Source organism: Methyloversatilis sp. NSM2 (assembly GCF_038066675.1).
Classification (GTDB): domain Bacteria; phylum Pseudomonadota; class Gammaproteobacteria; order Burkholderiales; family Rhodocyclaceae; genus Methyloversatilis; species Methyloversatilis discipulorum_A.
The window spans coordinates 377,036-395,426 of record NZ_JBBUKV010000017.1 but is presented as its reverse complement, the minus strand read 5'-3'; the positions used below and the strand labels follow the sequence as shown (position 1 = coordinate 395,426).

Annotated in this window: 16 protein-coding genes; 2 read left to right on the top strand and 14 right to left on the bottom strand. The window is 67.3% G+C overall.

The genetic code is table 11. The annotated features are described in order from the left end of the window. Positions 1-55: 55 nt before the first annotated feature. The 7 genes from WJU27_RS20670 to WJU27_RS20640 all read right to left on the bottom strand — a co-directional run bounded on the left by WJU27_RS20670 (position 56) and on the right by WJU27_RS20640 (position 9,556). Positions 56-1,690 (bottom strand): Re/Si-specific NAD(P)(+) transhydrogenase subunit alpha, encoded by a 1,635-nt coding sequence (locus WJU27_RS20670; RefSeq protein ID WP_341423282.1) that lies wholly within the window; start codon positions 1,688-1,690, stop codon positions 56-58. A gap of 587 nt (positions 1,691-2,277) precedes the next feature. After that, the gene (locus tag WJU27_RS20665) at positions 2,278-3,093 is read right to left on the bottom strand and encodes a PP2C family protein-serine/threonine phosphatase (RefSeq protein WP_341423281.1); all 816 of its coding nucleotides are present in this window, start codon (positions 3,091-3,093) and stop codon (positions 2,278-2,280) included. 102 nt (positions 3,094-3,195) lie between these two features. Further along, entirely contained in the window at positions 3,196-4,050 is an 855-nt protein-coding gene (locus WJU27_RS20660; protein ID WP_341423280.1) for an HDOD domain-containing protein, read from the bottom strand. Between the two features lie 116 nt (positions 4,051-4,166). After that, complete coding sequence (glcF, locus tag WJU27_RS20655) at positions 4,167-5,408, bottom strand: glycolate oxidase subunit GlcF (RefSeq protein ID WP_341423279.1); 1,242 nt, start codon at positions 5,406-5,408, stop codon at positions 4,167-4,169. 10 nt (positions 5,409-5,418) lie between these two features. Next, complete coding sequence (gene glcE / locus WJU27_RS20650; protein ID WP_296807348.1) at positions 5,419-6,495, bottom strand: glycolate oxidase subunit GlcE; 1,077 nt, start codon at positions 6,493-6,495, stop codon at positions 5,419-5,421. Positions 6,496-6,497: 2 nt separating this feature from the next. Further along, positions 6,498-8,006: an FAD-linked oxidase C-terminal domain-containing protein gene (locus WJU27_RS20645; protein ID WP_341423278.1), complete on the bottom strand. Its 1,509-nt coding sequence runs from the start codon at positions 8,004-8,006 to the stop codon at positions 6,498-6,500. Between the two features lie 260 nt (positions 8,007-8,266). Next, complete coding sequence (locus WJU27_RS20640) at positions 8,267-9,556, bottom strand: glycerate kinase type-2 family protein (RefSeq protein WP_341423277.1); 1,290 nt, start codon at positions 9,554-9,556, stop codon at positions 8,267-8,269. A gap of 210 nt (positions 9,557-9,766) precedes the next feature. Here WJU27_RS20640 and WJU27_RS20635 point away from each other — a divergent pair, with 210 nt between their 5' ends. Further along, a complete protein-coding gene (locus tag WJU27_RS20635) occupies positions 9,767-10,333 on the top strand; it encodes a cob(I)yrinic acid a,c-diamide adenosyltransferase (RefSeq protein ID WP_341423275.1) in 567 nt (188 codons plus the stop codon). A gap of 39 nt (positions 10,334-10,372) precedes the next feature. Further along, positions 10,373-11,173, top strand: a complete 801-nt coding sequence (gene murI, locus WJU27_RS20630) for a glutamate racemase (RefSeq protein WP_341423274.1) — start codon at positions 10,373-10,375, stop codon at positions 11,171-11,173. Here the strand turns inward: murI and WJU27_RS20625 are convergent, their stop codons facing one another. From WJU27_RS20625 to WJU27_RS20595, 7 genes are all read right to left on the bottom strand, one after another. Further along, positions 11,174-12,040, bottom strand: coding sequence for a decaprenyl-phosphate phosphoribosyltransferase (locus WJU27_RS20625; protein ID WP_020165649.1), 867 nt, complete (start codon positions 12,038-12,040; stop codon positions 11,174-11,176). A gap of 7 nt (positions 12,041-12,047) precedes the next feature. Continuing rightward, positions 12,048-13,553: an ArnT family glycosyltransferase gene (locus tag WJU27_RS20620; RefSeq protein WP_341423273.1), complete on the bottom strand. Its 1,506-nt coding sequence runs from the start codon at positions 13,551-13,553 to the stop codon at positions 12,048-12,050. 3 nt (positions 13,554-13,556) lie between these two features. Then, positions 13,557-14,627: a 3-deoxy-7-phosphoheptulonate synthase AroG gene (gene aroG / locus WJU27_RS20615; RefSeq protein ID WP_341423272.1), complete on the bottom strand. Its 1,071-nt coding sequence runs from the start codon at positions 14,625-14,627 to the stop codon at positions 13,557-13,559. Positions 14,628-14,739: 112 nt separating this feature from the next. Beyond that, a complete protein-coding gene (locus WJU27_RS20610) occupies positions 14,740-15,261 on the bottom strand; it encodes a DUF2062 domain-containing protein (RefSeq protein WP_029143818.1) in 522 nt (173 codons plus the stop codon). 14 nt (positions 15,262-15,275) lie between these two features. After that, positions 15,276-16,760 carry a metalloprotease TldD gene (gene tldD, locus WJU27_RS20605; RefSeq protein ID WP_341423271.1) on the bottom strand — a complete coding sequence of 495 codons (1,485 nt, stop codon included), beginning with the start codon at positions 16,758-16,760 and terminating at the stop codon, positions 15,276-15,278. An 18-nt stretch (positions 16,761-16,778) separates the two neighbouring features. Continuing rightward, entirely contained in the window at positions 16,779-17,561 is a 783-nt protein-coding gene (locus WJU27_RS20600; protein WP_020165654.1) for a GNAT family N-acetyltransferase, read from the bottom strand. Positions 17,562-17,572: 11 nt separating this feature from the next. Further along, a complete protein-coding gene (locus tag WJU27_RS20595) occupies positions 17,573-18,391 on the bottom strand; it encodes a carbon-nitrogen hydrolase family protein (RefSeq protein ID WP_341423270.1) in 819 nt (272 codons plus the stop codon).

Genomic DNA, 18,391 nt, shown 5'->3' with positions numbered 1-18,391 from the left:
CTCTTTCTTGTCTTGATCGGTCGGGGACGGAGCCGAAGGTCCGTCCCCGGGGTCCTTACTTCTGGAACATCGCCAGCATGCGGCGCGTCACGGCAAAGCCGCCGAACATGTTGATCGCGGTCAGCACGATGCCGGCGAAGGCGAGCCAGAGGATGAGCTGGTCCGGTCGACCGTTCGCACCGGCATCGGGCGGCGCGATCTGGATCAGCGCACCGATGACGATGATGCTGGAGATGGCGTTGGTCACGCTCATCAGCGGCGTGTGCAGCGCGGGCGTGACGTTCCAGACGACCATGTAGCCGATGAAGCAGGCCAGCACGAACACCGTGAAGTGGCCCAGGAACGCGGCCGGCGCGAACGAACCGATGGCCCCGAACACCAGAGCCCCCACGGCGAAGATGATGGCCAGCGTCTTGGCGGGCATCGGGCCGCCGGGGCCATGCCCATGACCGCTCTTCTTTTCAACCGCTGCCGCAGCCGGCTTGGGCGCGGGCTTCGGAGCGGCGGCGATGGGCGGTGCCGGCCAGGTGATCTCGCCGTCCTTGATCACGGTCAGGCCACGGATGGCATCGTCGTCCATGTTGACGTTGATGACACCGTCCTTGGTCTTGCACAGCTCTTCGGTCAGGCGGAACAGGTTGGTGCCATAAAGCGTGGACGACTGGCGTGCCATGCGTGAGGCCAGGTCGGTGAAGCCGACAATGGTCACGCCGTGCTTGACGACGGCCTTGCCCGGCTCGGTCAGTTCGCAGTTGCCGCCCTGCTCCGCCGCCATGTCGACGATCACGCTGCCGGGCTTCATGCTCTTGACCATCTCGGCCGTGATCAGGCGCGGCGCGGGTTTGCCGGGGATCAGCGCGGTCGTGATGATGATGTCGCACTCCTTGGCCTGCTGCGCGTACATTTCGCGCTGCGCGGCCTGGAAGCCTTCGCTCATGACCTTGGCGTAGCCGCCACCGCCCGAGCCCTCTTCCTCGTAATCGACCTTGACGAACTCGCCACCAAGCGAGACGACCTGGTCGGCCACCTCGGCGCGGGTGTCGTTGGCGCGCACGATGGCGCCCAGGCTGGCCGCCGCACCAATCGCGGCCAGGCCGGCCACACCGGCACCGGCAATGAACACCTTGGCCGGCGGCACCTTGCCCGCGGCGGTGATCTGGCCATTGAAGAAGCGCCCGAAGGCGTTGGCCGCCTCGACCACCGCGCGGTAGCCACTGACGCCGGCCATGGAGGTCAGCGCGTCCATCTTCTGCGCGCGACTGAGCGTGCGCGGCAGCGCGTCGATGGCCAGCACGGTGACCTTTTTCGCCGCCAGCTGCTGCATCAACTCCGGGTTCTGCGCCGGCCAGACGAAGCCGATCAGGGTCTGCCCTTCGTGCATCAGCGCCACCTCGTCGGCGGTCGGCGGACGCACCTTGAACACGATGTCGGCGCTGCTCCACAGCTCGGTCGCAGAGCCGGCGATGCTGGCGCCCGCTTCGCGGTAGGCGTCATCGGACAGGTCGGCCAGATCACCCGCGCCGGTCTCCACGACGACGCCAAAACCCAGCTTGGCCAGTTTGGTCACCACGTCTGGCACGGTGGCCACGCGCTTTTCGCCCGGGAAGATCTCTCGGGGGACGCCGATGCGCTGCGGCGTGGGGGCTGCCGCGCTGGCCGCGGCGTTGTCGTTCGATGCGCCAGAACTCATGGGTAGGTCCTCGGTCGGTTTGTTGGAATTTGGTCAGTTGCTGCGCGATGGGCGTATCAGGGAGCGGAAGCAGTGGCGGAACCGTCGGCCTGCGCCGAACACTGAAGACGCTGCCCGTCGCGGCCTTGTGCAGTTGGCGCCCTCAGCGCATGCTGGCGGCGGACACGCCCTTCGGCAGCGGTTCTGTCGATGGCCCAGAGGTGCCGGGGATCACGGGCAAGGCTTCGGGCACCACAAGGCCATCAAATCCACGAAGGCGGCGTTGTAAGGATCGTACCCTCCCCTGTTCGAAAACGGCCCCTGGCCGCACATGACCGGTACGGCGACAGGCGCATGACAGCCCGCTCGGCGCACCTGCCGGTGCGTCTTCTCCTGCCTTCCGGAGCGCGCAGTCTAGCGTGTCGGGCTTCACGGCGCAGCACTTTGTGCCACAAAAGATGCACGTTGCGCCGCAACACGCTATAGCCGCGCAATGTTCTTGACAAAGGGCAAGGCCATGTGCTGCGGCGCAGCACATGCAGAGCCTCGTGCGATGACGATCAACAGGGGATGCAGCAAAGGGACGCGCGGCGAGATGCCGCGGCGGGTCAGGCGGGGAGTTTGCCGAGCTTGCGACGAGCGGCGTCGAGACGCTCTTTTTCGGCCTTCTGGCGGGCTTCGACGTCCACCAGCTTGATGATGATGAGCGACACGTTGTCGCCGGTCGGGCGACCGCGTTCGCGGGCGCGCTTGATGAACACCTCGGCCGCCTCGCGCGCCGAATACACCGACAGCACGCCGCCCATTTCCTCGTCGGAAAAATACGCCCACAGACCGTCGGAACAGATGACGAAGGTGTCGCCATCGGACAGCGTGTCGGTGCCGCCGAAATCGATCACCGGTTCCTTCTGCGCGCCGAGGCAGTGCAGAAGCAGGTTGCGCTGCGGGTGCGTCTTGGCGCCCTCTTCGTCGAGGCGCCCCTGACGCATCAGTTCGCCGACCAGCGAATGGTCCTTGCTGCAACTGACCAGCTTGTCGTCGCGGAAATGGTAGATGCGCGAATCGCCGCAATGCGCCCAGTCGGCGCGGCCACCGTTCATCAGCAGCACGCAGGCGGTGGAATGCGGATCCTGCTCGGAAGTGAAGCGGGTGAGCTTGATGACGACGTGCGATTCCTCGACCACGCTGCGCAGCAGATCGTGCGGCGACTCGATCGCCGGAGCGAAGCTCTCGAAATTCTCGCGCGCCTTATGTACGACCTGCTCGGCCGCCATCGCGCCACCGCTGTGGCCGCCCATGCCGTCGGCGAGCACAGCCATCAGCATTCCCTTGTGGCGGGAATGCGGAAACACCGCTGCGCGATCCTGCTGTTCCTTGCGATCGCCGATGTGCTGCGCGACGCAGCTGTCTAGTTTGAGCGCCATGAAGCTTTCCGGATACCTGTAGCCGATTCTAGCTTCTCAACAGCACACGCTCGTGTAAGCAGCTGTTCATGTCTGCAAGCACAGGTGCAATTTCACGATTCTTCACACCGAGAAGCTCACGTGCTGTTCGTTGATCTCGTCGATGTACTCGTCGAGCGCGCTCGCGTGTATGCCCAGTTCTTCGAGCACTTCGCCCGAACGCATGCTCCAGATGGGGTCAGGCAAGCCCTTGTTGAGCAGATAGACGTGCGTCGCCAGCGCGACGATGCCTATCGTGCTGCGCAGGCCATAGGTATCGTCTTCCGGCATTTCGTGGTGATAGCGGATGGCCTGAACGATCAATTCCGGCAAACCCCAGTTGCGGGCGACCCAGTAGCCCACGGTCGCATGATCGAGCCGGTAGCGGACGTTCTCCAGACCGGTATCGACCCAGTAGGACTCCTCATCCAGATTCAGCGTGCTCCAGTAGTCGGCGAAGCGCTGCATCAGCAGAGGAACGCCGCAGTCGTGGAACATGGCGGCCAGATAGGCCTGATCGGGAAACACGTTGCAGACCGCGACGCGTTCGCCGGCGATCTGCGAGGCCAGGCTGGCTATCGTTTCGCAGCGCTGCCAGAAGCGTTCCATCTGCGGTCCCGGACCGCCTGCCGCCTGTCGGATCGAAATGCCGCGCACCAGATTGATGGTCTGGTTCAGGCCGACCAGCATCAGCACCTGTTCCGCATTGGCGGGCGCCCGTCCGCGCCGGTAGGCGGGCGAGCGACATACCTTGAACAGCGCAGCAAGCACCCCCGGATCGCGCGAAATGCTGTCGGCCAGGAAGGCAACCTCGAAATCCGGGTTGCGCATCAGGTTCTCGATTTCCTGCAGCAGTCGGGGCTTGGGGGGAAGAAGGACGGCGGACGATTCGAGTACTGCATCGATGACTTCGGGTGCGGGTACGGCTGCATGCTGCATGGCGGGCTCACTCGGAACTGTATTGCGGGCTGCGAGCATTAACGGCCGCTGCCGGCAGTACTTGAGCAAGAAAATGCAACGGATCCGCGGCAAGCGGACCCGGGCCGGTTGCCGCTTCAGGCGCCTAAGTTGAGCGCCTGATCGAGCCACTCGATCCAGTGCCTTACCGGCGTGGCAGTACCGGTCTGCAGGTGGGCAATGCAGCCGACGTTGGCACTGGCGATGCCGGCCGGCTGTTCGGCCTGCAACGAGCGCAGCTTGTTGTCGCGCAAGGTCGTCGCGAGCGCCGGCTGCAGCAGCGAATAGCTGCCGGCCGAACCGCAGCACAGATGACTGTCGGCGACCGGCTTCAGGTCGTAGCCGGCGGCGCGCAGCAGCGCTTCGGCGTGTCCGCGCACCTGCTGGCCGTGCTGCAGCGAACAGGGCGGGTGGTAGGCAAGAGGACGACGCCCGGTGCCACCGGCGGCGAACAGCCCTTCGATCTGTACGCGCTCCGCGGCCAAGATTTCCGACAGGTCGCGGGTCATCGCCGCCACCTTCGCCGCGCGCTCGGCGTACAGCGGGTCATCGGCCAGCAGATGGCCGTACTCGCGCACCGTGCTGCCGCAGCCGGAGGCCGTCATCACGATGGCTTCGACGTCGCCGCGCTCGATCGCCGGCCACCAGGCATCGATCAGCGCACGCATGTCCTGGCGGCCGCCGTCCTGGTCGTTGAGGTGGAAACGCAGCGCGCCGCAGCAGCCGGCGCGCGCGATCTCGACCAGCGAAATGCCGAGCAGATCGAGCACGCGCGCTGCCGCGGCGTTCACGTCCGGCATCAGCGCGGGCTGCACGCAGCCAGCCAGCACCAGCATGCGGCGCTGATGGCGCACCGGCGGCCAGGCGCCGGCGCTGCGCGCGTCGGCCACCTTGGCGGCGAGCGGCGCCGGCAGCAGCGGCTTGGCGAGCCGACCGAGCGCCAGCGCGGTGTTGAACACCGCCGGGCGCGACAAACCTTCGCGCAGCAGCCAGCGCTTCGCGCGCTGCGCGAGCGGGCGCTTCGCACGCCGCTCGGCCACCGCGCGACCGATATCGACCAGTTCGCTGTAGCGCACCCCGGACGGACAGGTCGATTCGCAGTTGCGGCAGGTGAGGCAGCGGTCGAGGTGAGGCAGCACGGTGTCGGCAGGCACCTCGCCTTCGAGCATCTGCTTCATCAGATAGATGCGACCACGCGGACCGTCGAGCTCGTCGCCCAGCAGCTGGTAGGTGGGACAGGTGGCGTTGCAGAAACCGCAGTGCACGCACTTGCGCAGCAGGGTGTCGGCGGCGTCGCCTTCGGGGGTGTTGCGGATGAAATCGGCCAGTCCGGTCTGCATCAGTCGGCGCTCACAGTTCAGCGTACAGGCGTCCGGGGCTGAACACGCCGGACGGGTCGAAAGCCTGCTTCAGGCGGCGATGCACCGCCATCACTTCAGGCGCCAGCGGCTCGAACACGCCGCGTTCCCGATCGACGGCCCGGCCGCCGCGGAACAGCGTCGCGTGACCGCCGACGGCGTTCACCGCATGACGCAGCGCGTCGGCGTCGACATCGCTGCGCAGCCAGCGCTGCATGCCGTTCCACTCGATCAGGCGGGCGCCGTCGAGCGGCAGCACCGGCGTCATCGGCGGCAGCGACAGACGCCACAGTGGTGTGTCGCCGGCGAAGAAATCGTGCGTCTGTTCGCGCATCGACTGCCACAGCGCAGCAGCCTCGGCCGCATCGAGCAGGTCGCCGCCGATGTTGCGCACGGCCGCGTCGAGCGCGGTCTGCGCGCCGGACAGTCGCACCGCCAGCCGGCCATCCAGCCAGGCCGTGGCTGACACCGGCAGTGGCTGGGCGCCCCACTCGCGCATGCGGGTCAGCGCCTGCGCCTCGTCGAGCGCGAACACGCGGGTCTGTTCCGCCTGCGGCCGCGGCAGCACCTTCAGCGTCACTTCGAGCACCAAGCCCAGCGTGCCGAAGCTGCCAGCGATCAGGCGCGATACGTCGAAGCCGGCGACGTTCTTCATCACCTGACCGCCGAAGCGCAGCACGCGGCCCTGGCCGTCCATCAGAGTCACGCCGAGCACGAAGTCGCGCAGGCTGCCGGCACTGATGCGGCGCGGCCCGGACAGTCCGCTGGCGACGGCGCCGCCCAGCGTGGCGTGGGCACCGAAGTGCGGCGCCTCGAACGCCAGCATCTGGCCGTGTTCGGCCAGCAGGCTTTCGATGGCCGACAGCCGCGTGCCGGCGTGCGCGGTGATGTAGAGCTCGGACGGTTCGTAGGCGATGACGCCCTGGGCACCGCGCATGTCCAGCGGCACGCCGTCGAGCGAGCGGGCGAGGAAGTCCTTGGAGCCGCTGCCATGCGGGCGCAGCGCGCGACCGTGCGCGGCGGCCTCCAGCACCTGCTCGCGCAGCACTGCATGAAGAGTGTGGGTCATGGTCAGAAACGCGGCAGTTCGGGATGCGGCAGCTCGCCGTGATGCACGTGCATGCGGCCCATTTCGGCGCAGCGGTGCAGCGTCGGCACCGCCTTGCCCGGATTCATCAGGCCGGCCGGGTCGAAGGCGGCCTTCACGCGGTGGAACATGTCGAGTTCGTCGGAAGCGAACTGGCTGCACATCTGGTTGATCTTCTCCAGCCCCACGCCGTGCTCGCCGGTGATGGTGCCGCCCAGCGCCACCGACAGTTCCAGGATTTCGACGCCGAAGGCTTCGGCGCGGTGCACCGAATCCGGGTCGTTCGAATCGAACAGGATGAGCGGGTGCAGGTTGCCGTCGCCGGCATGGAACACGTTGAGCAGGCCCAGGCCGTACTTCTGCGCCATGACCTCCATCGCCTCCAGCATTTCGGCCAGCCGCTTGCGCGGAATGGTGCCATCCATGCAGTAGTAGTCGGGCGAGATGCGCCCGGCCGCCGGGAAGGCCGCCTTGCGGCCGGCCCAGAAGCGCAGCCGTTCCGCTTCGTCGCTGGAGATGCGGATTTCGGTCGCGCCCGCGGTGTCGAGCAGCGCACGGACGCGGGCGATCTCGTCCTGCACCTCCTCCTCGGTGCCGTCGGACTCGCACAGCAGGATGGCCGCCGCGTCCAGCGGGTAACCGGCGTGCACGAACTGCTCGACCGCGGCGGCGGTGGCCTGGTCCATCATTTCCAGCCCGGCCGGGATGATGCCGGCGGCGATGATGTCGGCCACCGCCTGACCGGCGCGGCGGATGTCGTCGAAGGCAGCCAGCACGCAGCGCGCGACGCGCGGCTTGGGTACCAGTTTCACGGTCACTTCGGTGACGACGCCGAGCAGACCTTCCGAACCGATGGTGACCGCCAGCAGGTCGTAACCGGGGCTGTCCGGCGCGGCGCTGCCGATTTCCATCACTTCGCCCGCCATCGTCACCATGCGCACACGCAGCACGTTGTGCACGGTCAGTCCGTACTTCAGGCAATGCACGCCGCCCGAGTTCTCGGCCACATTGCCGCCGATGCTGCAGGCGATCTGCGACGACGGGTCGGGCGCGTAGTAGAGACCGTAGGGCGCCGCCGCCTCCGACACCGCGAGATTGCGCACGCCCGGCTGCACGACGGCCTGCTGGGCGAGGCGGTCGACCGACACGATGCGGTTCAGCCGCGCCGTCGACAGCACCACACCCTGCTTGTGCGGCGTCGCTCCGCCCGACAGGCCGGTACCGGCGCCGCGCGGCACCACCGGCACGCCCAGACGATGACAGGTGCGCAGCACCGCGATCACCTGCGCTTCGGTGGTCGGCAGCGCGACCGCCAATGGCATCTCGCGCATCAGCATCAGGCCGTCGCATTCATAGGCGCGCAGACGGCCGAGGTCGGTGATCAGACAGTCCTCCGGCAGCACGCGGGCCAGTTCAGCGATCAGGGCCGGGCGGTCGGTACTTCCGGGTGGCGGAACAGCGGTGGCTTCGTGGGCCTGTGGCAGAGCGCTCATGGCGGCTTCCGGTGGGGCAGAGACAGGCGGCAGATGATACCCGCAGTGCCCCGGCGGCGCCTCCTGCAGCGCGGGATCGCTGTCCGTGGAAGTCACCTCTGCTCGTAATGCGGCGTCGGAAACCGCGCCGGCTCCCGATACAGGCCGCTGTCGGGGTCAGAAGACCCCTCCCACAAGACCCCGGCTCGCGACTGCGCTTCCGGAGGCGGCAAAAAGAAACGGCGCCCGCAGGCGCCGTTTCCGGGGAGAGCCGAGGTCGTTCAGACCTTCTTTTCGACGTAGATGGCGCGGAAGTCGTTTACGTTGGTCAGCGTCGGGCCGGTCACGATGAGGTCGTCGATGCCGAGGAAGAAACCGTAGGCGTCGTGCTGGTCCAGCATCGTGCGGGCGTCGATGCCGGCGGCGCGGGCGCGGGCCAGCGTGTCGTCGGTGACGATGGCGCCGGCGTTGTCCTCGCTGCCGTCGATGCCGTCGGTGTCGCCGGACACCGCGTGGATGCCTTTCATGCCGTCCAGCGCGATCGCCAGCGACAGCAGGAATTCGGAATTGCGGCCGCCGCGCGGCTTCTGGCCCGGCTTGATCTGACCCAGAGTGACCGTGGTTTCACCGCCCGACAGCAGCACGCAGGGCGGTTGGACCGGCGTGCCATTGATCGCGCAGGCCTTGGCGATGCCGGCCAACACCTTGCCCGCGTCGCTCGATTCGCCTTCGATCATGTCGCCCAGCACCAGCGGGGTCACGCCGTGCGCGCGCGCCACTTCGGCGGCCGCCAGCAGCGAGGCCTGGGCAGTGGAAATGACCCGGGTTTCGCAGCGCGCCAGTCGCGGATCGTCGGCCTTCGGCGTTTCCGATTCCGGCTTCGCCAGCCAGGCCATCACGGCCGCCGGCACTTCGATGTTGTAGCGGCGGATGATGGCCAGCGCGTCCTCGCGCGTGGTGGTGTCCGGCACCGTCGGGCCGGAGGCGACCACGGCCGGGTCGTCGCCCGGCACGTCGGAAATGACCAGCGTGAACACGCGCGCCGGATAGGCGGCCTGCGCCAGCCGGCCGCCCTTCATCGACGACAGGTGCTTGCGCACGCAATTCATTTCCTGGATGGCGGCGCCGCTGGCCAGCAGCGCGCGATTCACCGCCTGCTTGTCCTCCAGCGTCAGGCCTTCGGCCGGCGCCGACAGCAGCGCCGAGCCACCGCCGGAGATCAGGGCGATTACCAGATCGTCTTCGCTCAGGCCCTGCACCTTGTCGAGAATGCGCTTCGCTGCCTGCTGACCGGCCGCATCCGGCACCGGGTGCGACGCCTCGACCACCTCGATGCGCTGGCACGGCGCGCCGTGGCCGTAGCGGGTGACCACCAGGCCGGACAGGTCGCCCGACCAGTTCTTCTCGACCGCCATCGCCATCGACGCCGCGGCCTTGCCAGCGCCGACGACGATGGTGCGGCCCTTGGGCGGCGGCGGCAGATTGGCCGGCACGCACAGATCGGGATTGGCAGCGTCGAACGCCGCCTGGAACAGCTTGTTCAGGAAATCTTTCGGTTCGGGGGTACTCACGGCAACTCCGTCTGTTCTGTTCATTTGCGGGGGATGTGTGGTCTGCGTGTATGTGCATGAACCGCGCAGCGCTGCCGGGTGATGGCCGCCCGCATATCCGGCTGTCGCGGGGTGGGCGCCAGCATGGGATGATGTGCAATTCTAGCGTGCGCCGGCCTTATATTTGCGCGCACTTATAATCAATACCTCTTATCCAAGTCATCACACGCCATGGGTCATCGACTATCCAAGATTGCCACCCGCACCGGCGACGGCGGCGAAACAGGCCTCGGCGACGGCACCCGGGTTTCCAAATCCAGTGCGCGGATACACGCGCTCGGCGACGTCGACGAACTGAACAGCGCCCTCGGCGTGCTGCTGTGCGAAGACATGCCGGCCGATCTGTCGGCGCTGCTGACCGAAATCCAGCACGATCTGTTCGACCTCGGTGGCGAACTGGCCATCCCCGGCTACCACCTGATCAAGACCGAACAGGTGGCGCGCCTCGATGCCGAACTGGAACGCCTGAACGCCGAGCTGACGCCGCTGAAGGAATTCATCCTGCCCGGCGGCACCCGCGCGGCAGCCCACGCCCACCTCGCCCGCACCATCTGCCGTCGTGCCGAACGCGTGGTGATCGCTGCGGCCGCCGAAGGCAAGGTGTCGGAGGCGAGCCGGCAGTATCTGAACCGCCTGTCCGACCTGCTGTTCGTGCTCGGCCGCACCTACAACCGGCTGGCCGGCTGCGGCGACGTGCTGTGGCAGCGCGGCCGCGCCCACGACGGCGCAACGGACTGAAGGGATGGCCGCGGACACGTCCGCGACCGAGCACTGCCCGTGACCAGCACTCCCGACGCGCCGATAGGCGTATTCGACTCCGGCCTCGGCGGCCTGTCGGTGCTGCGCCATGCGCGCGCGGCGCTGCCGGCCGAGGATTTCCTGTACGTCGCCGATTCCGGCTTCGCTCCCTATGGCGAGCGCAGCGCCGACTGGATACGCGCACGCAGCGCCGAGCTGGGCGAATTCCTGATCGCACGCGGCGCCAAGGCGCTGCTGATCGCCTGCAACACGGCCACCGCGGCGGCCGCGCAGGCGCTGCGCGAGCGCTGGCCGGCGCTCCCCATCATCGGCATGGAACCGGCGGTCAAACCGGCGGTGGCGGCGACGAAGACCGGCACGGTCGGCGTGCTGGCCACCACCGGCACGCTGGCCAGCAGTCGCTTCGCGGCACTGCTCGACACCTTCGGCCGCGACATCCACGTGGTGACCCGCCCGGGCAGCGGTCTGGTGGAAGCGGTCGAGCGCGGCGACTTCGACACGCCGGCCACGCGTGCGCTGGTGGCCTCGCACGTCGAACCGCTGATCGCCGAGGGCGCCGACGTGATCGTGCTCGGCTGCACCCATTACCCCTTCCTGCGCCCGCTGATCGAACAGGCGGCCGGGCCCTCGGTACGCGTGATCGACACCGGAGATGCGGTCGCCCGCCAGCTCGCGCGCGCGCTCGGCCGGGCCGGTCTGCTGCGCAGCGGCCACCACGGCGGCGAACGTTTCTGGAGCAGCGCGCCGCCAACGCAACGCAACGCTGCGCTGCAGCGGCTGTGGGGGCAGGACGCGACGGTCGAACCGCTGACCGGCTGATCAGCGCAGGATGAGGACGGTGACGACCACCCAGCCCGCCATCGCGACGATCAGGTGGACATCGCGGAACAGGTCGTGCGACGGATCGCCGCCGCCGCCCTGCCGATGCAGCAGATAGAGATAGCGGAACAGGCCGTACAGCACGAAGGGCAGCGTGTAGATCAGGTCGCCGGTGCCGTGGGTACGCACCGTGTCCTCGTCCACCGTGTACAGCGCGTAGGCCACGACGGCGCAGGCGCCGCTGATGGTGATGAACTGGTCGAGCAGTGCGGCCGAGTACTGGTCCAGCACCTTGCGGTGGGCGCCGCCGCCCTCCTCCATCAGCATCATTTCGGCGCGCCGCTTGGCGAAGCCGAGGAAAAGCGTCAGCAGCAGGCCGCACATCAACAGCCAGTTCGACGGCGGGATGCCGAGGCCGGTCGTGCCGGCCAGCAGGCGCAGCATGAAACCGGCGCTGATCAGGAACACGTCGAGCACGACCACGCGTTTCAGGCCGTAGCTGTAGCCGAGGTTGATCAGCCCGTAGATGCACAGCAGCCACACCAGCATTTCGCCAACCTGCCAGGCCAGCGCGAGCGAACTGGCGGACAGCGCCCCCATCAGCAGCACCGCTACCGAGGGTGACAGCGCGCCGGAAGCCAGCGGACGCCGCCGCTTGACCGGGTGCAGCCGGTCCTGCGCGACGTCGCGGAAGTCGTTCAGCGCGTACACGGCACTGGACATCAGGCAGAAGGCGGCGAAGGCCAGCAGCGCCGACTGCACCATGGCGGCCTGATGCCAGGCGTGACCAAACAGCAGGCCGAAGAACACGAAGCCGTTCTTCACCCACTGCTTCGGACGCATCAGCTGCAGGGCGGCGACGATCATCGCGGTCTCAGTTGAAATAGCGTTCCTCGAAATAGCAGCCGCAGTCCGGCAGCCATTTCGGTATTGCGTACCACAGGCGGCGCGCCGGCTCCAGCACGCCCGCATGGTAGGCCGCGTAGTCGAACCCGTGGCCGCGGATGCGCCAGAAGGTGGCACCCCGCACCTGCAGCGTGTCCTCGCTCACCTCGCGGAAATAGGGCGTGTAGTCGGCCAAGTCCGGCTTCTCCTTGCTCAGGATCAGGATGTCGCGGCCGGCCAGCGCGCGGAAGTCGGTCAGCACGTCGTCGTGCCGCGCATGGCTGGACGCCGGGCCGAACACCGGCCAGTAGCGGCCGTGGTTGTAGCCCAGCGTGACCGAGGGCGAATAGCCGTCGGTCATCAGCACGTAGCGCTCGACGTCGCTGCCCAGCGCGGCGATCACCTCATCCGCCTTCACCGTCTGCACGACGCCGGCGTACTTGCGCGGCCCCAGCCGCTGCGCCCAGCTATCGACCGGCTGCGTCGCCACCGCGACCACACCGGCCACGTGCAGCAGCGCCAGTACCGCGGTGATGTTGCGGGTACGACGCAGCACGCCGTCGGGCACCGCGCGCGCATACATCAGGAAGGCCAGCGGCACGAAGGAGAACACCCAGTGCAGGCCTATGGTCTTGACCAGCGACAGCAGACCGAACACCGCCAGCGGCACGACCACCAGCGCCGGCAGCGCGGCCTGGCGCATCCAGGCGCCGGGCGCACGCAGCAGGCGCCACGCCACCATGGGCGTCAGCAGCCACAGCATCATGCCGGCGTACAGCAGCGGCGTCTTCCACGACAGCCCGGCACCGCCGTGTCGATTGAACACGTTGAACATGACGTTGGCCCAGCAGTGCTGGCTGTTCCACCACGCGTTGTACAGACCCGCCGGCAGCGCCCACAGCACGAGCAGCGCCAGCCCTTTCCACTTCCAGGCTGCGGGGCGCCACAGCGCCCACACGATGTAGGCCAGTCCGAGCAGCACGGCGAAGTACTTGGACAGGAAGGCGCCGCCGAGCAGCAGACCGGCCAGTGCGAAAGCGGGCATCGACCGTGTGCGCTGCGCGTGCAGGAACACCAGCGCCGAGGCAACGCTGAAATACACCAGCGGGATGTCGGTCGTGATCAGCACGTCGAGCACGCTGGCCGGCGCCAGCAGCATCAGCGTCGCCGCGCCCCAGCGTGTGGCGGCGGCATCGTCGCGCAGAAAGCCGAGCAGCATGAAGGACAACAGCGCCGGCTGCAGGATGGCCGGCAGACGCAGCCACCACTCGGCTTCCGACACCGATATCAGCGCCGCCAGCCACCAGCCCACCATGGGCGGATGGTCGTAGAAGCCGCCAGCCGGAATCTTGCCCCACCAGTAGAAGTAGGCTTCGTCGCCGGTAAAGGGCAGCACCGCGCCCAGCCAGCCGCGGAAGACCAGCGTCAGCAGCAGGCTGATGAAATAGAAACGGCGCCAGCTGGAAGCCGGCGCCGTAGCGAACAGCGTATTCACCGATCAGTCGCGGTCGGCCAGCGCACGGCGACGCGCGCGCACGGCTTCGGCCAGGATGTCGAGCAGTTCGACGCTCTTTTCCCAGCCCAGGCAGGCGTCGGTGATGCTCATGCCGTATTCCGGCTCCTTGCCGGCAACCAGATCCTGACGGCCTTCCTTCAGATGCGATTCGACCATCACGCCGAAGATGCGGTCCTCGCCGCAGGCCATCTGCGCCGCGACGTCGCGCGCGACGTCCATCTGCAGCGCGCACTGCTTGCGGCTGTTGGCGTGCGAGAAGTCGATCATCACCTTGGCCGGCACGCCGGCGGCGGCCAGTTCGCGGCACACCTTCTCGACCGCCTCGGCATCGTAGTTCGGCTCCTTGCCGCCGCGCAGGATGACGTGGCAGTCCTCGTTGCCGGCGGTCGACACGATGGCCGAGTGGCCGGCCTTGGTGACCGACAGGAACACGTGCGGCGACTGTGCCGACTTGATCGCGTCGGAGGCGATGCGCACGTTGCCGTCGGTGCCGTTCTTGAAACCAACCGGGCAGGACAGGCCGGACGCCAGTTCGCGGTGCACCTGGCTTTCCGTCGTGCGCGCGCCGATGGCACCCCAGGCCACCAGGTCGGCCGTGTACTGCGGCGTGATGGTGTCGAGGAATTCGGTGCCGGCGGGCAGGCCCTGCTCGTTCACTTCCAGCAGGATGCGGCGCGCCAGGCGCAGGCCGTCGTTGATCTTGAAGCTGTTGTCCAGATAGGGGTCGTTGATCAGCCCCTTCCAGCCCACCGTGGTACGCGGCTTCTCGAAATAGACGCGCATGACGATTTCGAGGTCGGCCGAAAGACGCGCGCGCTGCGCTTTCAGCAGCTTCGCGTATTCCATGCCGGCCTTGTAGTCGTGGATCGAGCACGGGCCGATCACCACCAGCAGGCGGTCGTCGGCGCCGCGCAGGATGCGGTGGATGGCCTGGCGCGCGGCAAACGTCGTTTCGGACGCCACATCGCTGGCCGGCAGTTCGCGCAGCACGTGCGCGGGCGGCAGAAGTTCGCGGATTTCCTTGATGCGGACGTCGTCGGTGATCTTGTGCATGGGAGCGTTCATGGCTACGTTGTTCGGTACCGCGCCGGCAGGTGTGCCGTTGCAAAGCGGTGGATTCTAACCCGGCGCGGGGTTTCCTTCGTTCGAGCGCATCGTGGCCGGCTCAGTTGCGGCGCTCGCGCCACAGCAGGTGGACCGCAAAATAGCCGATCACCGAGGCGCTGCAGGCCATGATGAACAGCCCGGTCACCAGCGGCAGGCCGGCTGCGCTGAGCCAGATCCAGAAACCTTCGAGCCAGCCGGTCGCCAGTTCGCCGATCTTTTCCGCACTCTGTTCGATCTGCTGCGATTCGCGGACCGACGCCGGCTTGGCGAGCACGAAGCTGCCCAGTTCGTAGGCCGCCCAGTAGATCGGCGGAAAGGTGAAGGGGTTGGTGATCAGCGTGCAGCCGGCGCTGATGGCGATGTGGGCACGCAGGAAGAGCGCGGTGGCGATGGCAAACAGGAACTGGGCGAACGGAATCATCAGCCCGAAGAACAGGCCGATCGACACCGCCTTCGCGACGCTGTGGCGGTTGGCGTGCCACAGTCTGTCGTCGCGCAGGTGATGGGCGAACGGCGCGACGACGCGGGAGGCGAGGATCTGCTCGCGCGTCGGGAACCAGCGTCTCAACCAGGTAGGCATGCTGCAACTGACCGTCAGGCCGTGCCTCCGACGGTGAGCCCGTCGATGCGCAGCGTCGGCTGACCGACACCGACCGGCACACTCTGACCTTCCTTGCCGCAGGTGCCGACACCGCTGTCCAGCGCCATGTCGTTGCCTATCATCGACACCCGTGTCAGCGCATCCGGCCCGTTGCCGATCAGCGTCGCGCCCTTGACCGGATAGGTCACGCGGCCGTTCTCGATCATGTACACCTCGGCACCCGAGAACACGAACTTGCCGCTGGTGATATCCACCTGGCCGCCGCCGAAATTGACCGCGTACAGGCCTTTCTTGACCGAACGGATGATCTCTTCCGGCTCGCGGTCGCCGTTGAGCATGTAGGTATTGGTCATGCGCGGCATCGGCAGATGGGCGAAGCTTTCGCGCCGGCCATTGCCGGTCGGCGCCACGCCCATCAGGCGGGCATTCAGGCTGTCCTGCATGTAGCCGACCAGGATGCCGTCCTCGATCAGCGTCGTGCAGCGGGTCGGGTTGCCCTCGTCGTCCACGGTCAGCGAACCGCGGCGGTTGGGCAGCGTCCCGTCATCGACCACGGTGACGCCGCGCGACGCGACCTGCTGGCCGATGCGGCCGGCGAAGGCGGAACTGCCCTTGCGGTTGAAATCGCCTTCCAGGCCGTGGCCGATCGCCTCGTGCAGCAGGATGCCGGGCCAGCCCGGGCCGAGCACCACGCTCATCGTGCCGGCCGGTGCGGGGCGGGCGTCGAGATTGACCCGTGCCTGATGCACCGCCTTTGCCGCGTAGTCGCGCAGCACCGCGTCGCTGAAGTAGCCGTAGTCGAAGCGACCACCGCCGCCACTGGAGCCCTGCTCGCGGCGATCGCCGTCCTGCATGATGACGGTGACCGACACCCGCACCAGCGGGCGCACGTCGGCCGCCATGTGACCGTCGCTGCGCATCACCATCACCACCTCGTGCGTGCCGGCGATGTGTGCCATCACCTGGGTGACGCGGCTGTCCTCGGCGCGGGCGTAGCTTTCGAGCCGTTCGAGCAGCTTCACCTTGTCGGTGTCGCTGAGCGAGGCGTGCGGATTGCGCGACGAATACAGCGGCACCGGCGACGCCGAGGTGACCGTGCGTGCGCTCAGGCTCTGCCCCTGCGAGGCGATCGCGCGTGTCGCGCGGGCGGCCGCTTCGAGCGCCGGCAGGCTGATTTCGTCGGAATAGGCGAAGGCCGTCTTCTCGCCCTGGATCGCACGCACGCCGACGCCCTGTTCGATATTGAAGCTGCCGGACTTGACGATGCCCTCCTCCAGGCTCCAGGCCTCGCTGCACTGGTGCTGGAAGTAGAGATCGGCGTAGTCGATGCGGTGGCTGCCGAGCAGACCGAACACGCGGTCGAGTTCGCCGCGGTCGAGATCGAAGGGGGCGAGCAGCGTGGCACGCGCGGTGCCCATCAGGTCGGCGCCGGTGAGCGCAGTCGGTTCGCGGGTCGTGACGGTGGAGCCGGTGGTCATGAATGCATCAGTCCTGGTTCAGTTGCGCGCCGGACGCCCGAGGCGTTCGGCGATGGCGTCCTCTTCCTGGCGCGGGAAGAAGTACTTGTACATCGATTTCTCTTCCTTCAGATCACGCCAGCGGCCGCCCAGTTCATCGACACGGCTGCGATAAAGCTCGCGCGTCAGCCGCAGCAGGATGGCCGGCGCGCCGACGCGCTTGCACATGCGCTCCTCGGCGGCCGGGACGAAATCGAGATATTTCTCGTAGAACGCGCGATGGCGCGGGTTCACCTCGATCAGCACGTCGTCGCAGTCCTGGATGCGGAAGGCGTAGATGCACATCAGGTGGAACAGCGTGCCCATCAGCCGCTTCGAGCGCACCGACTGCTCGACCGCGAACTTGCCGAACTCGCACACCTTGCGACCTTCGTCGCGCAGCGCGTGCATCACGTCCGGATAGGTTTCGTCGGCCGACAGGCCGGTGTCGGAGTCGAGATTGACCGTGATGGTGCCGTAGATGTGGCCGTCGAACTCGGCTACAAGGGTGATGCGGTTCGGCGCCTCGTCGATCTGCTTCTTCGTGTGATAGCCGCGCCACGAGTACATCTTCTCGATCAGCAGGCTGGTGCCCTCGCGCTTCTCGTTGTCGCTGCTCAGCAGGCGCACGCGGAACTTGTCCTTCTGCTGCGCCATTTCGCGCGTACCCGGAATGTCCTCCTGCTCGATGCACATCGAGCGCAGCCGTTCGACGTCCATGACCGTCACTTCCGCCAGCGTGTGCGGAAATTTCGACGGATTCCGAGTGGTCTGGTCATTCATGCGGGGAGACCTCAACAAGCGATGCGCCGGTGGCCCAAAGCAGGAAGATTCTGCCTTATTTCAACAAGATAGTCCGAATCCAGATCACCTACGACCACGCCCGGACCACGCGCCAGGCGATTGATCACATTGCCCCACGGATCGATCAGCATCGAGTCGCCCCAGGTGCGCCGGCCGGACGGGTGCACGCCGCCCTGCGCCGCCGCCAGCACGTAACACTGATTCTCGACCGCGCGCGCACGCAGCAACAGTTCCCAGTGGGCCCGGCCGGTGGTTTCGGTGAAAGCGGCACCGAGCACCAGCAGCTTCATGTCACCAAGCGCGCGGAAATACTCCGGAAAGCGCAGGTCGTAGCAGATCGACAGGCCGACCCGGCCGAAAGGGGTCTCGATCGACACCGGCTGATGACCGGCTTCGATCGTCCGCGCCTCGTCGTAATTCTCGGTGCCGCGGGTGAAGGCGAACAGATGGACCTTGTCGTAACGGGCCACCTGGCTGCCGTCCGGGCCGTAGGCGAGGCAGGTGTTGCGGACCTTGTTCGCGGCATCCGCCACCAGCGGCACCGAGCCGCCGATCAGCCAGATGCCGTGCCGGCGCGCGCAGTCGGCGAGGAAACGCTGGATCGGGCCTTCGCCCTCTGATTCGCGTATGCCTATCTTGTCGGCCTCGTCGCCGGAAATCAGCGGAAAGTACTCCGGCAGCGCCACCAGCTGCGCGCCCTGACGCGCCGCCTCGGCAATCCAGTGCCCCGCTTCCTGCAGGTTGTCCGCCACCACCGGGCCGGACACCATCTGCACGGCAGCAACGCGGGTCTTGGTCGTAGTGTTCAT

Coding starts and splice junctions, on each gene's coding strand:
- WJU27_RS20670 (WP_341423282.1), bottom strand. CDS start 1,690: ATGAGTTCTGGCGCATCGAACGACAACGCCGCGGCCAGCGCGGCAGCC.
- WJU27_RS20665 (WP_341423281.1), bottom strand. CDS start 3,093: ATGGCGCTCAAACTAGACAGCTGCGTCGCGCAGCACATCGGCGATCGC.
- WJU27_RS20660 (WP_341423280.1), bottom strand. CDS start 4,050: ATGCAGCATGCAGCCGTACCCGCACCCGAAGTCATCGATGCAGTACTC.
- glcF (WP_341423279.1), bottom strand. CDS start 5,408: ATGCAGACCGGACTGGCCGATTTCATCCGCAACACCCCCGAAGGCGAC.
- glcE (WP_296807348.1), bottom strand. CDS start 6,495: ATGACCCACACTCTTCATGCAGTGCTGCGCGAGCAGGTGCTGGAGGCC.
- WJU27_RS20645 (WP_341423278.1), bottom strand. CDS start 8,006: ATGAGCGCTCTGCCACAGGCCCACGAAGCCACCGCTGTTCCGCCACCC.
- WJU27_RS20635 (WP_341423275.1), top strand. CDS start 9,767: ATGGGTCATCGACTATCCAAGATTGCCACCCGCACCGGCGACGGCGGC.
- WJU27_RS20625 (WP_020165649.1), bottom strand. CDS start 12,040: ATGATCGTCGCCGCCCTGCAGCTGATGCGTCCGAAGCAGTGGGTGAAG.
- aroG (WP_341423272.1), bottom strand. CDS start 14,627: ATGCACAAGATCACCGACGACGTCCGCATCAAGGAAATCCGCGAACTT.
- WJU27_RS20610 (WP_029143818.1), bottom strand. CDS start 15,261: ATGCCTACCTGGTTGAGACGCTGGTTCCCGACGCGCGAGCAGATCCTC.
- tldD (WP_341423271.1), bottom strand. CDS start 16,760: ATGACCACCGGCTCCACCGTCACGACCCGCGAACCGACTGCGCTCACC.
- WJU27_RS20600 (WP_020165654.1), bottom strand. CDS start 17,561: ATGAATGACCAGACCACTCGGAATCCGTCGAAATTTCCGCACACGCTG.
- WJU27_RS20595 (WP_341423270.1), bottom strand. CDS start 18,391: ATGAACACTACGACCAAGACCCGCGTTGCTGCCGTGCAGATGGTGTCC.